Below are 15,959 nucleotides of genomic sequence, written 5' to 3'. Positions count from 1 at the left end.
CTTTATTTGCTGCTTAACGCAACTTGAGCGTGGACAAACCGAACAGACACAGCATCAACGTGATGATCCAGAAGCGCACCACCACCTGCGTTTCTTTCCAGCCCGACAATTCGAAATGGTGATGCAGCGGCGCCATCTTGAAGAGCCGCCGGCCTTCGCCGAAGCGACGCTTCGTGAACTTGAACCACGTTACCTGCAGCATCACGGAGAGCGTTTCCGCGACGAAGATGCCACCCATGATGAAGAGCACGATTTCCTGGCGCACGATCACTGCGACCGTGCCCAACGCGCCGCCCAGCGCCAGCGCGCCGACGTCGCCCATGAACATCTGTGCGGGGTGCGTGTTGAACCAGAGGAACGCGAGCCCGGCGCCACCCATGGCGGAACAGAAAATCAGCAATTCACCCGCACCGGCGATATGCGGGAACAGCAGGTATTTCGAGTAGATCGAGCTGCCCATCACGTAGGCGAACACGCCCAGCGACGAACCGACCAGCACCACCGGCATGATCACGAGGCCATCGAGCCCGTCGGTCAGGTTCACTGCGTTGCTCGCGCCGACGATCACCAGATACGTCAGCACAATGAAACCCCACACGCCAAGCGGATAGCTGATCGACTTGACGAACGGCAGCATCAGGTCGGCATGCGGCGGCAGTCCCATGGAAAGGCCGCTGCGCACCCACGCCATGAACAGGTCAAAGACGCGCACGTTGCTCGCTTCAGATACGCTGAAGGCGAGATACACCGCAGCGAACAGACCGATCACCGATTGCCAGAAATACTTCTCCCGCGACGACATACCGCGCGGGTCCTTGTAGACCACCTTGCGGTAATCGTCGACCCAGCCGATCACGCCGAAGCCGAACGTGACGAGCATCACGATCCAGATGAAGCGGTTGGTCAGATCGGCCCACAGCAGTGTCGACACTGCGATGCCGAGCAGAATCAGCACGCCGCCCATCGTCGGCGTGCCCGATTTGACCAGATGCGTTTGCGGACCGTCTTTACGGACGGCCTGGCCCACCTTCATGGCGGTCAGCTTGCGGATCACGGCCGGCCCGCAGACGAGCCCGATCAACAGTGCGGTGATGGTTGCCGCCACCGCACGAAAAGTCAGATAACTGAACACGCGCAAGAAGCTTGCGTCATTCTGCAGCCATTGCGCCAGCGCCAGTAGCATGCTTCGGTCCTTCTATTTCAATGTGCACCGGGCGCTGTGCCCGATGCGGGTTGTGGACTCGTTACGGCGTCCACCACGCGTTCCATTTTCATGAAACGCGAGCCTTTCACGAGAAGCGTTGCCGCAGCGCCCTTGCCGGACAATTCCGGGGCCTGCTGCAATTGCGCGACGAGCGTCTCGACCGATTCGACGTGATGCGCGCCAGCGCCGTAAGCGGTGCAGGCGTCGCGCGATGCGTCGCCCAGTGCGTAGAGCGCGTCGATGCCGCGCTCTTTCGCGTAAGCACCGATTTCGCGGTGAAATTCAGGACCGTTGTCGCCGACTTCGCCCATGTCGCCCATCACCAGCACGCGCGGTGCGGCACGCGACGCGAGCACGTCGATGGCGGCGCGCATCGAATCCGGATTGGCGTTGTAGGTGTCGTCGATCACGGTGGCGCCAGCCAGCGTGCCGAGCACGGCGCGCTTCACCTGCAAGCGGCCCTTTACTGCACCAAACGCTTCAAGCCCACGTTTGATGGCTTCCAGCGAGACACCCGCCGCAAGCGCAGCGGCCGTGGCCGCCAGCGCGTTGTGCGCGTTGTGGTCGCCCAGCACTTGCAGCACGACGTCGACGTGCCCTTCCGGCGTGTCGATGGCGAGCAGATTGCCGCTGAACGTGCCGGTGACGGCGGCTTCAGTCACGCGATCCGCCGAGTTCAGCGCGAAGTCCATGATGCGATTGCCGGTGGCCGCGACGCGCCAGATGCTGGCGTAGGCGTCGTTGGCCGGAAACACGGCCACGCCTTCGGGCGACAGCGCGTGGATCACGCTGGCATGTTCGAGCGCGACCGCTTCGACAGTGGCCATGAATTCCTGGTGCTCGCGCTGCGCGTTGTTCACCACGGCCACGGTCGGCTCGGCGATCTTGCCGAGCAATGCGGTTTCGCCCGGGTGATTCATGCCGAGTTCGACTACCGCCAATTGATGCGCGCTGCTCAAACGGAACAGCGTCAACGGCACGCCAATGTCGTTGTTGAAGTTGCCAGCCGTCGCGAGCCGCGCGGATTCGCCGACCGCTGCGGCGAAAATCGACGCGATCATTTCCTTGACCGTGGTCTTGCCGTTGCTGCCCGTCACTGCGACGAGCGGCATCGTAAAGCGGCGCCGCCAGCCGCGCGCGAGGTCACCCAGCGCCACACGCGTGTCGGTCACTTTCAGCGCAGGTAGCGTCCAGCCGTCGGGCACACGCGCGAGCAAGGCCGCCGCGATCTGGCGTTGAGCTACATCGGGCAGGAAGTCGTGCGCGTCGAAACGGTCGCCCTTGAGTGCCACGAACAGATCGCCCGGACCGGCCGTGCGGCTATCCGTCGAGACCCGTTCGAAGGTGACGGTATCGTCGCCCACCACGGTGGCGCCCGGAATCAGCGCGGCGGCTTCGCGCAGCGAAAACATCTTCATTCGCCACCTCCGCGAGCTTGCGTGGCACGCGCAGCCAATGCGAGACGGGCGTGATCCTGATCGGAGAAAGCGCGCTTCTTACCCATGATTTCCTGTGTTGCTTCGTGTCCCTTGCCGGCCAGCACGATCACGTCTTCGCGCGCGGCGCCGCGAACGGCTTGCAGAATGGCACTGGCACGGTCTTCAATGCGGCGCGCCTTGGCGGCGTTTTGCATACCGGCCGTGATCTGGTCGAGGATCGACTGTGGATCTTCGCTGCGCGGGTTATCGCTCGTCACCACGACGCCGTCCGCGAGCCGCTCTGCAATCGCGCCCATCAACGGACGCTTGGTCGCATCGCGGTCGCCGCCGCAGCCGAACATGCAGATCAGTTCGCCGCCGCGTGCGGTCGCCATCGGACGCAGTGCTTCGAGCGTCTTTTCCAGCGCATCCGGCGTGTGGGCGTAATCGATCACCACCAGCGGTTCATCGTTCTGCAAGCGGCCGCCGAGACGTTGCATGCGGCCATTGACCGGTTCGAGCTTAGCGAGTTCGGCAAGCGCGGCGTCGAACGGGACATCCGCAGCGAGCAACGCGCCCAATACGCCGAGCAGATTGCTCACGTTGAACGCGCCGAGGGTTTGCACTTCGACGTCTGCGTCGCCCCAGTCCGAGGTGTGCAGATGGAAGGCTGTGCCCGTCGCCGTAGCGCGCACGTTCGATGCGAGCAGCAGTGCGTCGGCTTGCGGCGCGGCCGAACCCGGCGCGGTGGCGCGAACGTCGAGACCGTAGGCGATGGTGCGGGCATGGCCACGCGTGCTCGCAATCAGACGGCGACCAGCTTCGTCATCACGATTGATCACCGCGCAACGCAATTCCGGCCACGCAAAGAGACGTGCCTTGGCCGCCTCGTATGCCGCGAAGGTGCCGTGGTAATCGAGGTGATCCTGCGTGAGGTTCGTGAACACGGCGATATCGAAGCGCGTGCCATTCACGCGCCCCTGATGCAGTGCATGCGACGACACTTCCATCGCCACCGCCTGCGCGCCGTCACTGCGCAATTGCGCGAGACTGCGCTGCAATTGCGGCGCGTCGGGCGTCGTGAAGCCGGTGTGAACCAGGTGACCCGGCATGCCGCTGCCCAGCGTGCCGATCAGCGCGCACGGCGTGCCCAGCGCACCGAGCGCGGCGGAGATCCATTGCGTGCACGAGGTCTTGCCGTTGGTGCCCGTTACACCGATGACGCGCATCGCGTCGCTCGGATGACCGTACCAGCCGCTCGCAATCGCACCCGCGAGTTCGTTCAGCGCGGGGACGGCACGCGTCTGCTTTGGATCGGGCGATCCCGCGAAGTCTTCCGGCTGGAACAGCACGGCGGCGGCACCACGCTCGATGGCGTTGTCGATGAACGGACGATTGTCGGCGCCGTCGACTGCATACGCGAGAAACGCATCGCCCGCTGCGATGCCGCGCGTGTCGGCGTGCAAATGAGCGCCTGGCTGCACGAGCGTGTGCAGCCAGGAGAGGGCGTCGGCGATCTGCCGCTGCGCGGGATGCTTGTCGCGAAGCACAGTCATCGCACCACCCCCGGGTGGCTCTTCGCGTTGGCCGAGATATCCATCTTCCGCGCGCCGCCCGTCGTGGCCAGCTTCTTCGCCGCCGCGGGCGGCAGAGTGGGCGCGGCGGGCGCGACCGGCGCCGAGTCGTCGGAAACGACCATCTGCTTGACCGGCATGTCCGGTGGGATGTTGAGCGAGCGCAGCGTGTCACCGGCAATGGCGGAGAACACCGGGCCCGACACCTGACCGCCGAAGTGGCTGCCGGCCGTCGGCTCGTCGACCGATACGGCGACCACGATGCGCGGATTCGGCATAGGCGCCATACCGACGAACGACGCGCGGTACTTCGATTTGTCGTAACCGTGCGCGCCGTGCTTGTACGCCGTGCCGCTCTTGCCGCCGACGCGGTAACCCGGCACCGCGGCATCCGGCGACGTACCGCCCGGCGCAACCACGGTTTCGAGCATCGCGCGCACTTCGCGGGCGGTGACCGGCGAGAAAATCTGCGGACCGGTGGCGGGTTGATCGCCCGGCGAACGGAAGATCGACACCGGCATGATCTGGCCGTCATGCGCAATCGAGGTATAGGCGCGCGCCAACTGAAACAGTGATGCCGACAAACCGTAGCCGTACGACATGGTGGCCTGTTCGATGCGGCGCCAGCCCTTCCACGGACGCAGATGCCCCGGCGTCGCACCTGGGAAGCCGATCTTCGGCGCCTGGCCAAGACCGATGCTGGTATACATATTCCACATCTCTTCGGGCTTGAGCGTCATGGCGATCTTGGTCGCACCGATGTTGCTCGACTTCTGGATCACACCGCCGACCGTCAGCACGCCGAAGGCGCTGTCGTCGGTAATCGTCGCGCCGTCGAGATTGAAATGGCCCGGCCCCGTATCTACCAGTGTAGTCGGCGATACGCGATGCAGATCGAGCGCCAGCGAAACCGTGAACGGCTTCATGATCGAGCCCGGTTCGAACTCGTCGGTCAGCGCGCGATTGCGCAACTGGTCGCCGGTCAAATGCGTGCGGTCGTTCGGATTGAAGGTCGGATAGTTGACGAGCGCCAGCACTTCGCCGGTGCGCACGTCGATCACCATGGCCGCCCCAGCCTTGGCCTTGAACTTCTCCACCGCGGCCTTCAGGTTGGTGTAGGCGATGTACTGGATCTTGCTGTCGATGGACAGATCCACGTCCTGACCGTTGTGCGGCACGACCTGTTCGTCGACGTCCTCGATGATGTGGCCCATCCGGTCCTTGATGACGCGGCGGATGCCAGGCATGCCTTCGAGCTGCTTCTGGTCGCCGAGTTCGACGCCTTCCTGGCCTTCATCCTCGACGTTGGTGAAGCCGATCAGGTGGGCCGCAATTTCGCCTTCCGGATAAAAGCGCTTGTATTCTTCGCGTTGGTAAACGCCGGGGATATCGAGCGCCGTGACTTGCGCCGCTACGTCGACCGGCACCTGGCGCTTCACGTAGACGAAGCTCTTGTCTTCCGAGAGTTTGGCGCGCAGTTCCGTGCTGCTCATGCCGAGCAGTTTGCCGAGCGCGGCCAGCTTGTCGGCGCCGAGGTCGTCGGGAACCGCTTCGGGAATCGCCCAGATGGCCCGTACCGGCAAGCTCGTGGCCAGCACGAGACCATTGCGGTCGAGAATCTTGCCGCGCGTGGCCGGCAACTCCAGCGTGCGCTGGTAGCGGCTCTCACCCTGCTTCTGATAGAACGCGTTGCCCGGACCCTGAATCCAGAAGGCGCGGCCGGCAAGCGCGACAAACGCCATGAACAGCATGAACACGACGAGCTTCGAGCGCCACATGGGCAGGCGCACGGAGAGAATCGGGTTCGACGCGAACGGTACGCTCTTGCGGCTCGATGACTTTTTCATCGCGTACTCCCACGGCGGGTCGTGGTGGCCGGCGCGGAAGCCGTGACGGGTGCGGACGTCGGAACCGGCGCGTCCTCAGCCGTAGCGGAGCCAGGCGCGAGCGTCAGATATTGCGTGCGGCCGGTGGTGACACCCTGCATTTTCAGCGAGTCAGTGGCCACCTCTTCGATGCGTGAGGTCTTCGACAGCGCGCTCTGCTGATATTGAAGCTGTGAATAATCCTGCTGCAACTGACGCTCCTGCGATTGCGCGCGCTGCAACTGGATAAAGATCTGACGCTGCTGATTCGTCGCGTTCACGACAGACAATGCACAACCCATGACGACAATCAGCAGGAAGATGTTGAGACGGTTCATGGCGCAATCCGCTCCGCCACACGCATCACGGCAGAACGGGCGCGGGGATTCGCGGCGACCTCAGCGTCGCTCGCGAATACGCGGCCGATAATCTTGAGCGGGGGGCTCGGCAGATCGACGGCGCGAATCGGCAGGCGGCGATCCACCGCAGGCGTACTTGCGTTCGCCTGCATGAATCGTTTGACGATCCGGTCCTCGAGCGAATGAAAGCTGATGACCACCAGCCGCCCCCCTTGCTCCAGCAGCGCTAGCGCTGCTTCTAAAACGACTTGCAGCTCCGCAAGCTCTTGATTGATGTGAATCCGTATAGCCTGAAAGGTGCGGGTTGCCGGATCCTTGCCCTTCTCACGGGTCTTGACGACGTTAGCCACGATTTGGGCAAGCTCGCCCGTGCTGACGAGAGGCCCAAGACGGTCGGACTCTGCCCGGCGAGCAACAAGCGCCTTTGCAATCTGAAAAGCAAACCGTTCTTCCCCATAATCTCGTATCACCTCCGTCAGTTCCTGCACCGTGGCCCGCGCCAGCCAGTCCGCTGCGGATTCGCCGCGCGTCGGGTCCATCCGCATGTCGAGTGGGCCGTCGGCGCGAAAACTGAAACCCCGCTCCGGATCGTCGACTTGCGGCGACGACACGCCCAGATCCAGCAACACTCCCGACACCCGCCCTACCCCGCGCGTCGCAATCGCGTCGCGCAGTGAAGCAAAACTCTCATGCACGATCTGGAAGCGCGGATCGGCAATCTGCTGCGCGGTGGCAATGGCGAGCGGGTCTTTGTCGAACGCAATCAGACGCCCCGCCTCAGCCAGCTTGCTCAACACCGCACGGCTGTGACCGCCGCGCCCGAACGTGCCATCTACATAGACGCCATCCGGCCGCGTGATCAGTGCCTCCACCGCCTCATCCAGCAGCACCGTGCGATGCTGCAATTCGTTTCCCATCGCAGGTGCCATATATGTAAAGCCGCGATCAGAACGTGAAGTCTTTCAGGGCGTCGGGCATGCCCTCGGCCATTGCCGCCTGTTCCTTCGCGGCGTACGTCTGCGTATTCCACAACTCGAAGTGACGACCCATGCCGAGCAAGGTCACGTCCTTCTCCAACCCGCCGGCCGCGCGCAGTTCCGGTGACACCAGCACGCGCCCTGCGCCGTCCATATCGACATCCATTGCATTGCCGAGAAAAATGCGTTTCCACCAGGTCGCGTTCATGGGCAGCTTGTCGACTTTGATGCGGAAGGTTTCCCATTCCGGGCGCGGAAAAAGCAACAGGCAGCCGTCCGGGTGCTTGGTAATCGTCACCCGGCCTTCTGCCTGTTCTTGCAGCGCGTCCCGATAGCGAGCCGGGACGGACATCCGCCCCTTCGCATCGAGTGCCAGCGCTGACGCCCCTTGGAACACTTCGCTCTCCCCTGTCGCAGCGCTCAGCGCTGTCTGCCCGGTTTCGAAAATCTACCCGAATACCGCTGTGAAATCACACAAAAACACACTTTCTCACACTGTCTCCCACTTTAGAGGAACCCCCAGGAGGGGTCAAGGGAGAAGCGTGGTTTTTTAACGAAATTTGTTTGTTAGAACAAGGACTTAGCGCGACTCCTTCAAGCCGGGCCTAAAATGGAAAACCGTTATAAATGAATGCACTAGTGCAACTTGTGAAGGTGATACGTGAAATGTCGGGGCGAAAGGCGTGGAATCTAAGCGATCTGCGGCGGGGGATCAGACGAATAAATGGCGGGAGTCAGGCGATTAAAGCGGACGGCGCGCGTTGCGCCGCCCACTTGAGCAGGATTTAAACGTAATACGCTGTACGGGTCATGATTTTAGACGCCGCACGCATCAATGCACGTGCAGGAAACGGCAACTCGACGCCGCCGGCGTCCATTGCAGCCTTGCCGTGTGCGGCCTCGTCAGCGCGCATCTGCTCGACGATGGCGCGCGATTCGAGATCAGCCTCAGGTAGCTTCTCCAGATGGCCATCCAGATGCTGCTCGACCTGCCGCTCTGTCTCGGCCATGAAGCCAAGGCTTACGCGGTCACCGAAACGGCCCGCGACCAGACCCACTGCCAACGCGCCGGCGTACCACAGCGGATTCAAGAGGCTGGGGCGTGACTCGAGCGCCTCGAGTCGCCTCGAGGTCCAGGCCAGATGATCTTCCTCTTCGCGCGCGGCGTGCTCGAACTTTTCTTTGAGCGCAGGAGAGCGGGTCGCGAACTTTTGCGCCTGATACAGCGCCTGGGCGCACACCTCGCCGACGTGGTTGACACGCATCAGGCCAGCCGCATGCTCGCGCTCCTGGGCGGACAGTTCCGGCAACTCCGTCGAGGCCGGCGGCACCGGCACCGGACGACTCATGCGCGACACGCCCGTCATTGAGCGTAAACCCCGATCCAGCTCAGTAATCATCTCATCCAGCAGCATCCAGACCTCCCAGTTCGACACCACAGGCCCACTTGCGAAAGTCCCCGCGCAGCATACGTTTGCGGGAACAAATCCGCCGCCCGGGATAGGACGTGGGGGCCTGATTTCATGGCTAATTTTCGATTTTAGACCATGTTGTGAAAACGAAACAGGAGCCTCTGGAGCCGCCTGCTTTCCCTTTGTGCAGCAAATTCCGTTTGCTACATTACGTGCAACTTCTCGCGAAGTTAAATAACAAGGCTACAGACGTTCTAAAAAAATTGCCTTGAACAAAAAGATCGGCAGTACCTGGATATATTCGATGAAAAAGTCGCTTCTCGCGCTAGCGGCGTTGGGCGCGTGCGCCGGTGCCGCCCACGCACAGAGCAGCGTGACGCTGTACGGCATCGTGGATGAGGGCGTGAACGTCAACACCAATGCAGGCGGTCATCACCTGTACAGCCTCTCCAGCGGTGTGCTGCAGGGCAGCCGTTGGGGACTGCGCGGCAATGAAGATCTCGGCGGCGGCCTGAGCGCGATTTTCGTGCTGGAAAACGGCTTCGACGCCACCAATGGGAAGGCGGGTCAAGGCGGCTTGCTGTTCGGCCGCCAGGCGTATGTGGGTCTGTCGTCGGACCGCTTTGGTTCGCTCACGCTGGGGCGTCAGTACGATTCCGCGGTCGATTATGTCGGCCCGCTGGAAGTCGGTGATCAATGGGGCGGCTATATCACCGCTCACCCGGGCGACCTCGATAACCTCAATAACGATTACCGCGTCAATAACGCCATCAAGTACACCAGCGCGAATTATGCCGGCCTGACCTTCGGCGGTTTGTACAGCCTGGGCGGGGTGGCCGGTGAAACCGGACGGAACCAGATCTGGTCGTTGGGTGCGGGCTATAGCAACGGACCGTTGGTGCTCGGCGCGGCTTACCTCAACGTGCGCAATCCGGCCATCAGCTACTTCGGCAACAACACGACGACCGCCACGCCGTCCGTCGCGACCTCGCCGGTGATTGCCGGCTACACGAACGCCAATACCTATCAGGTGGTGGCTGCGGGGGGCGCGTACACCTTCGGCGCCGCAACCTTCGGCGGCACGTATTCGAATATCAGGTTCATGAATCTGGGTGCGTCGGCTGCTTCACCGTTCGCGGGGCAGACAGCGACGTTCAACAACGGCGAAGTCAACGTCAAGTATCAGTTGACCGCGGCGTTGCTGGTTGGTGCGGCGTACGACTACACGCAGGGCAGCAGGATCAACGACAACTCACGGGCGCAGTACCACCAGGGCTCGCTGGGAGTCGATTACTTCCTGTCGAAGCGCACTGACATCTACATTGTCGGCGTGTATCAGCACGCGTTGGGCGACACGCTGTCCACCACCGGCACGACGGTCGTCCCGGCTGTGGCCTCCATCAGCAATATCACGCCGTCAGCGAACCAGAATCAGGTGACGGCGCGCGTCGGCATTCGGGCCAAGTTCTAATAAGTCGTAATAACTGCGGTATATCTCAGGGCGCCTTCGGGCGCCCTTTTTCTCGTTACCGCAGCGCGCATTCAGACCTGCAAGATAAAACGCCGGCGGGGAGCCGGCGCTTGCACTACGGTTGCTGAATCACGCGTTATGCGCGGCCGTCGCGCAGCTCACGTCGCAGAATCTTGCCAACGTTGCTCTTCGGCAATTCCGCGCGAAACTCGATGAGCTTCGGCCGTTTGTAGCCGGTGAGCTGCTCCTTGCAGTACGCGAAGATGTCCGCATCGGTCAGCGCCTGATCCTTCTTCACCACGTACAGCTTCACGGCTTCGCCCGAATGTTGATCGGGCACGCCAACCGCCGCCACTTCGAAAACGCCCGGCAGCTTCGCGACCACGTCCTCCACCTCGTTCGGATAGACGTTGAAGCCGGACACCAGGATCATGTCCTTCTTGCGGTCCACGATCTTGATGTAACCCGCTTCGCTGACCAGACCCACGTCGCCCGATTTGAAGAAACCGTCCGGCGTCATGACCTTGGCGGTCTCGTCCGGCCGGTTCCAGTAGCCCGCCATCACCTGAGGGCCACGAATGCAGATCTCGCCCGGTTGTCCCAAGGGCACTTCGTTGCCTTCGTCGTCGCGAATGGAGATTTCCGTGGACGGCAGCGGCAAGCCGATCGTGCCGCTATACGACGTCACAGTGGACGGGTTGCAGGTCACGCACGGTGACGTCTCGGACATGCCATAGCCTTCGATGATCGGGGCATGCGTCTTCTCGTACCAGCGCTTGGCGACGACCTCCTGTACCGCCATGCCACCGCCGTTCGCCGCAAGCAGGTTCGAAAAGTCGAGCTTGCCGAAGTCGGGGTGATTGAGCATGGCGTTGTAGAGCGTGTTCACCGCGGGGAACGTGGTGATCTTGTAGCCTTGCAGCTCCTTGATCATGCCGCTGATATCGCGCGGGTTTGGAATCAGCACGCCGAGGCCGCCGGTACGGATGGTCAGGAGTCCGCACACCGTCAGCGCGAAGATGTGATACAGCGGCAGCGCCACGACCGTGATGAACTGGTCGATGTCCGGACGCGTCACCCGCGCCGGTTCGAGCCAGATCTGCGACTGCAGTACATTCGCGATCAGGTTCCGATGCAGCAGCGTCGCCCCTTTCGCCACGCCCGTAGTCCCGCCCGTGTATTGCAGAAAGGCGATGTCATCCGGCTGCTGCTTGACCGGCGTGAACTCGCGGCGCGCGCCATCGGCAAGCGCAGCGTTGAATTTGACGTGACCGGGCAACTTCCAGGCGGGCACCATCTTCTTCACGCGCCGTACGACGAGGTTGACGACGAGCCCCTTCGTTCCCATCAGGTCACCCATCGCTGCCACGACGACATGTTTGACCGCCGTGTTGCGAATCACCGCTTGCAACGTCACCGCAAAGTTTTCGAGCAGGATGATGGCTTCGGCGCCGCTGTCCTTGAGTTGATGTTCGAGCTCGCGCGGGGTGTAGAGCGGATTGACGTTCACGACCACATAGCCGGCGCGCAGAATCGCCGCGATCGCCACCGGATATTGCAGGACGTTGGGCATCATGATCGCGACGCGCGCCCCACGGGCGAGACCCTTCGACTGGAGCCAGGCCGCGAGTTTGCGCGACATCGTATCCACTTCGCCGTAGGTAATTTCCTTGCCCATACAGACGAACGCGGGCCGCTCGCGGTACTCGCGGAAGCTCTCGTCGAACAGATCGGAAACAGATGAATACAGGCCTGGATCGATTTCAGCTGGAACGCCGGGTGGATATGATTTCAGCCAGATTTTTTCCATGCGGCGTCTCCTCCTTTATTTTCGAATGGTCGTGCGAAAACGCATCGTAGCACGCACCCCCTCCCGTTATTCGTGAAATATGCCTGGGTTAGACACTGCCCTCGAACCCTGCTGACACAGGTTAACTCGCGTCGACTTTTGTCTTATGCGCATTGACTTAAACGCGACGTTGAAGCCGCTTTTGGAACGATTTTGGGCGCGGTTTCAACGTCGGTTTGCTTGTGCGATTCAAACAAAGATTAGACGCGCTCGACTTCCACCAGGCAATCGTAGAACGTGGCCGAGCCGCCTAGATCCGTGAGCGCCTGGCTCGTCACCTGATTGGCATTGCGACCATCGGGTGCGAGTTTCTTCCACCAGATAGACAGGCCCACCACCAGGCCCTCACGTGCCTTGTCGGTCACGCGGGCACGCGCCTGCATCGATCCCCGGTCATTGAAGATGCGCACCAGATCGCCGTTAGCCACCTGGCGGCGTAGCGCGTCGGATGGGTGGATGTCGAGATGCGGCTCGCCTTCAGTTGAACGGAGGCTTTCGACGTTGACGAAGGTGCTGTTCAAAAAGTTGCGGGCGGGAGGCGAGATCATGGCCAGTGGATAGCGCGCTGCCAGTTCGGGCGCGCCATCTTCCGATTCGTAAGGCGGCAAGTAATCCGGTAGCGGATCGAGCCCCTCGTGGGCGAGCCGCTCGCTATAGAACTCGCATTTGCCCGAAGGGGTGCGGAAACCGCCTTCCGCAAACGGCGCGTCCGGCACATTCAGCTTTGCCCAACCGGCTTGCTTGAGCGTCTCCCAGGTGACGCCCTCGAGGGCCCGGTCGCTCCACTCCAGCGCAGTCGACGCCACCGTTTCGTCGCTTTCGAACAAGGCCGGTTCCTGCAACCCCATGCTGCGTGCAATGCCGCGGAAAATGTCGGTGTTGGGCCGCGCTTCGCCAACGGGCGCAATGGCCGGCAGGTTGACCATCACATGCGTGTGGCCGTAGGACTTATGCAGATCCAGGTGTTCCAGTTGAGTGGTGGCGGGCAACAGGAGATCGGCGTAGTCGGCCGTGTCGGTCTGAAAATGCTCCAGAACGATCGTGAACAGGTCTTCACGCGCAAATCCCGCTGCGACACGCTCGGAGTCTGGCGCGACTGCGACGGGATTCGAGTTGTAGACGACCAGCGCCTCGATTTTCGGACCGAACTCCGCGTCGCCCAGATGGAGCAACGCATCACCGATCGCATTCATGTTGATCACTCGTGACTGCCTGGTCGGCCAGCCGGGCATCAAATCAGGACGTTGCAGCTTGTGCGAATTGGTGGGCGTCCATCCAGACGAGGACAACAGCACGCCACCGGATCGCTCGCGCCATGCGCCGGTCAACGACGGCAGACAGGCAATCGCGCGGGTTGCATTACCGCCGCCGCGCACTCGTTGCATGCCGTAGTTCATCCGGATTGCTGCTTTCTTTGTGCTGCCATAACGGCGCGCGAGGTCGACGATGACCTGTTCCTCGATGCCGCAGATCTGCGCGACGCGGGCGGGCGTGTAGGTCAACGCGCGCGCTTTCAGCGCGTCGAAGCCGAGCGTATGGGCGGCAATGTAGGCGTGATCGAGCAAATCCTCGGTAATCAAAACGTGCATCATGCCGAGCGCGAGGGCGCCGTCGGTGCCGGGCTTCAACGCAATATGTTGATGGCATTTTTCCGCCGTCAACGAACGGTACGGATCAATTGCGATCAGGTGCGCGCCGCGACGCTTGGCTTCCTGCGCGCGGGTCCAGAAATGCAGATTGGACGCGATCGGATTCGAGCCCCAAATGAGGATTAGTTCGCTTTCAGCGTAGAACTCCGTCAGCATGCCGAGGCTTGCGCCATACGTGTACTTGAGGCCCGCAGCGCCGGCGGCGGCGCAGATCGTGCGATCGAGTTGCGACGCGCCGAGCTTGTGGAAAAAGCGCTGTGCGATGCTGTCGCCCTGCACCAGTCCCATGGTGCCGGCATAGCTATACGGGACGATTGCTTCCGGTGCTCGTGCAGCGATTTCCGACAGACGCCCGGCAGCAATGCTGAGCGCCTCATCCCAACTGATCGGCTCGAAGCGTCCTTCGCCTTTTGCGCCGACGCGCCGCATGGGTGTGGTCAGACGACGCGGGTGATGAACCCGTTCGGCATAGCGGCTCACCTTCGTGCACAGCGCGCCTTGCGTGGGCGGATGATCCGGGTCCGCCGTGACTTTGATCGCGCGACCGTCCTCGATGCTCACCCGCATGGCGCAGGTATCTGGGCAGTCGTGCGGACAGACGGCGCGAGCAAATTCAGCGGGTACATTCATTGAGACGATCCATCAAAAAGAGACAATTTCGACGCGAACCGTAATTTTATTATGTCCGATAGGTGCTGCGCGGGTGGCGCCGCCAAAAATGCCCGCGGGCGTAGAATTGGTCATCAGCATGCCGGGACCAGAGACACCCCGAGCACCTCAATGCACAGCGACGCAACCCGCACCATGAAACTAATCCCTGAAATCCAGGCCGCGCGCGGCGAAATCCAGACCCTCCGACGAACCATCCACGCTCACCCGGAACTTCGCTACGAGGAAACTCAGACCGCTGAACTCGTTGCTAAAAACCTGACCGAATGGGGGATCGAAGTACATCGGGGGCTCGGCAAGACAGGCGTCGTCGGCGTCTTGAAGCGCGGCAACGGGCTACGTTCAATCGGCCTGCGAGCGGATATGGATGCGCTGCCGGTTCACGAACTCAACGACTTCGAACATCGTTCGCGGCATGAAGGAAAGATGCACGCCTGTGGACATGACGGCCATACCGCGATGTTGTTGGGCGCGGCCCGGCATCTCGCCAAACATGGCGAGTTCGACGGCACAATCGTGTTCATTTTTCAGCCGGCTGAAGAAGGCGGCGCCGGCGCGCAGGCGATGATCGACGACGGTTTGTTCACCCGGTTTCCGGTTGACGCCGTGTTCGGCATTCACAACTGGCCGGGCATGGCGGAGGGCCACTTCGGTGTGACTGAAGGCCCGATCATGGCGTCTAGCAATGAATTTCGCATCGAAATCAAGGGCGTAGGGTCGCACGCGGCATTGCCGCACAACGGGCGCGACCCGATTTTCACCGCCATACAGATTGCGAACGGTCTACAGGGAATCATCACGCGCAACAAAAAGCCGCTCGATACCGCCGTGCTTTCGATTACGCAGATCCACGCCGGCTCAGCGGTCAACGTGGTGCCGGACGAGGCGTTTATAGGCGGGACCGTGCGGACTTTTACGACGGAGACGCTCGATTTGATCGAGACGCGCTTGCGGGCAATTGCGGAACACACCGCAGCCGCTTACGACTGCTCGGTGAATGTCATGTTTCGTCGCAATTACCCACCGACGATCAATAGCAGTGAAGAGGCTCGCTTTGCGGCTTCGGTGATGAAAGAAGTGGTGGGCGCCGACAGAGTGGACGATGCGGTCGAACCTACGATGGGCGCCGAAGATTTTTCGTTCATGCTGCTGGCGAAGCCGGGATGCTACGCGTTTCTTGGAAACGGCACGGGTGGTCATCGTGATGCAGGGCACGGTGCTGGACCATGTATGTTGCATAACGCGAGCTATGACTTCAACGACGAGCTACTACCGATTGGATCAACGTATTGGGTTCGGCTCGCGGAGAAGTTTCTTGCGCAGGAGGGATGAGGTTGTGTTTTGGGTCTTTGGATGACGGCGGATCTGTCGCCCGACGCTGGCCTTTTGCCGTCTTTCTTGAGCCCTTTTCCGGGCCCGTAAACGCAGAAACCCCACCTGTTGGGGTGGGGTTTCTGTTTGCTGCTGGGGAGCCTGACGATTACCTACTTTCACACGGGTAATCCGCACTAT

At 61.7% G+C, this 15,959-nt stretch carries 12 protein-coding genes; 2 read left to right on the top strand and 10 right to left on the bottom strand.

The features are described from left to right. Positions 1 to 13: 13 nt before the first annotated feature. From mraY to coq7, 8 genes are all read right to left on the bottom strand, one after another. A complete protein-coding gene (gene mraY, locus D0B32_RS18755; RefSeq protein WP_117335774.1) occupies positions 14 to 1,183 on the bottom strand; it encodes a phospho-N-acetylmuramoyl-pentapeptide-transferase in 1,170 nt (389 codons plus the stop codon). Between the two features lie 17 nt (positions 1,184 to 1,200). After that, the gene (gene murF / locus D0B32_RS18750) at positions 1,201 to 2,622 is read right to left on the bottom strand and encodes a UDP-N-acetylmuramoyl-tripeptide--D-alanyl-D-alanine ligase (protein WP_117335772.1); all 1,422 of its coding nucleotides are present in this window, start codon (positions 2,620 to 2,622) and stop codon (positions 1,201 to 1,203) included. After that, positions 2,619 to 4,178 carry a UDP-N-acetylmuramoyl-L-alanyl-D-glutamate--2,6-diaminopimelate ligase gene (locus tag D0B32_RS18745; protein ID WP_117335770.1) on the bottom strand — a complete coding sequence of 520 codons (1,560 nt, stop codon included), beginning with the start codon at positions 4,176 to 4,178 and terminating at the stop codon, positions 2,619 to 2,621. Before D0B32_RS18745 ends, murF begins: the two co-directional genes overlap by 4 nt. Then, positions 4,175 to 6,043, bottom strand: coding sequence for a penicillin-binding protein 2 (locus tag D0B32_RS18740; protein ID WP_117335768.1), 1,869 nt, complete (start codon positions 6,041 to 6,043; stop codon positions 4,175 to 4,177). Before D0B32_RS18740 ends, D0B32_RS18745 begins: the two co-directional genes overlap by 4 nt. Next, positions 6,040 to 6,399, bottom strand: a complete 360-nt coding sequence (ftsL, locus tag D0B32_RS18735) for a cell division protein FtsL (RefSeq protein WP_117335766.1) — start codon at positions 6,397 to 6,399, stop codon at positions 6,040 to 6,042. Before ftsL ends, D0B32_RS18740 begins: the two co-directional genes overlap by 4 nt. Beyond that, complete coding sequence (rsmH, locus tag D0B32_RS18730) at positions 6,396 to 7,349, bottom strand: 16S rRNA (cytosine(1402)-N(4))-methyltransferase RsmH (protein ID WP_117335764.1); 954 nt, start codon at positions 7,347 to 7,349, stop codon at positions 6,396 to 6,398. The genes ftsL and rsmH overlap by 4 nt, the downstream gene beginning before the upstream one ends. A gap of 16 nt (positions 7,350 to 7,365) precedes the next feature. Beyond that, the gene (gene mraZ, locus D0B32_RS18725; protein WP_117335762.1) at positions 7,366 to 7,794 is read right to left on the bottom strand and encodes a division/cell wall cluster transcriptional repressor MraZ; all 429 of its coding nucleotides are present in this window, start codon (positions 7,792 to 7,794) and stop codon (positions 7,366 to 7,368) included. Positions 7,795 to 8,182: 388 nt separating this feature from the next. Beyond that, positions 8,183 to 8,812, bottom strand: a complete 630-nt coding sequence (coq7, locus tag D0B32_RS18720; protein WP_117335760.1) for a 2-polyprenyl-3-methyl-6-methoxy-1,4-benzoquinone monooxygenase — start codon at positions 8,810 to 8,812, stop codon at positions 8,183 to 8,185. A gap of 301 nt (positions 8,813 to 9,113) precedes the next feature. On the opposite strand from coq7, the gene D0B32_RS18715 reads away from it, so the two are divergent. Beyond that, positions 9,114 to 10,280 (top strand): porin, encoded by a 1,167-nt coding sequence (locus D0B32_RS18715; protein ID WP_117335758.1) that lies wholly within the window; start codon positions 9,114 to 9,116, stop codon positions 10,278 to 10,280. A 136-nt stretch (positions 10,281 to 10,416) separates the two neighbouring features. Here D0B32_RS18715 and D0B32_RS18710 read toward each other — a convergent pair whose 3' ends face one another. Beyond that, positions 10,417 to 12,090, bottom strand: a complete 1,674-nt coding sequence (locus tag D0B32_RS18710; RefSeq protein ID WP_117335756.1) for a long-chain fatty acid--CoA ligase — start codon at positions 12,088 to 12,090, stop codon at positions 10,417 to 10,419. A 239-nt stretch (positions 12,091 to 12,329) separates the two neighbouring features. After that, a complete protein-coding gene (locus tag D0B32_RS18705; RefSeq protein ID WP_117335754.1) occupies positions 12,330 to 14,408 on the bottom strand; it encodes a molybdopterin-dependent oxidoreductase in 2,079 nt (692 codons plus the stop codon). A 174-nt stretch (positions 14,409 to 14,582) separates the two neighbouring features. Between D0B32_RS18705 and D0B32_RS18700 the strand changes: the two genes are divergently transcribed. Continuing rightward, the gene (locus D0B32_RS18700) at positions 14,583 to 15,779 is read left to right on the top strand and encodes a M20 aminoacylase family protein (RefSeq protein WP_117336289.1); all 1,197 of its coding nucleotides are present in this window, start codon (positions 14,583 to 14,585) and stop codon (positions 15,777 to 15,779) included. Positions 15,780 to 15,959 lie beyond the last annotated feature (180 nt).

The sequence above is a fragment of the Paraburkholderia sp. DHOC27 genome (genome assembly GCF_003429005.1).
GTDB lineage: Bacteria > Pseudomonadota > Gammaproteobacteria > Burkholderiales > Burkholderiaceae > Paraburkholderia.
The sequence above is the reverse complement of the archived record's forward strand: the minus strand, read 5'-3'. Positions and strand labels throughout refer to the sequence as shown.

Coding starts and splice junctions, on each gene's coding strand:
- mraY (WP_117335774.1), bottom strand. CDS start 1,183: ATGCTACTGGCGCTGGCGCAATGGCTGCAGAATGACGCAAGCTTCTTG.
- murF (WP_117335772.1), bottom strand. CDS start 2,622: ATGAAGATGTTTTCGCTGCGCGAAGCCGCCGCGCTGATTCCGGGCGCC.
- D0B32_RS18705 (WP_117335754.1), bottom strand. CDS start 14,408: ATGAATGTACCCGCTGAATTTGCTCGCGCCGTCTGTCCGCACGACTGC.
- D0B32_RS18710 (WP_117335756.1), bottom strand. CDS start 12,090: ATGGAAAAAATCTGGCTGAAATCATATCCACCCGGCGTTCCAGCTGAA.
- rsmH (WP_117335764.1), bottom strand. CDS start 7,349: ATGGCACCTGCGATGGGAAACGAATTGCAGCATCGCACGGTGCTGCTG.
- D0B32_RS18715 (WP_117335758.1), top strand. CDS start 9,114: ATGAAAAAGTCGCTTCTCGCGCTAGCGGCGTTGGGCGCGTGCGCCGGT.
- D0B32_RS18700 (WP_117336289.1), top strand. CDS start 14,583: ATGAAACTAATCCCTGAAATCCAGGCCGCGCGCGGCGAAATCCAGACC.
- coq7 (WP_117335760.1), bottom strand. CDS start 8,812: ATGCTGCTGGATGAGATGATTACTGAGCTGGATCGGGGTTTACGCTCA.
- D0B32_RS18740 (WP_117335768.1), bottom strand. CDS start 6,043: ATGAAAAAGTCATCGAGCCGCAAGAGCGTACCGTTCGCGTCGAACCCG.
- ftsL (WP_117335766.1), bottom strand. CDS start 6,399: ATGAACCGTCTCAACATCTTCCTGCTGATTGTCGTCATGGGTTGTGCA.
- D0B32_RS18745 (WP_117335770.1), bottom strand. CDS start 4,178: ATGACTGTGCTTCGCGACAAGCATCCCGCGCAGCGGCAGATCGCCGAC.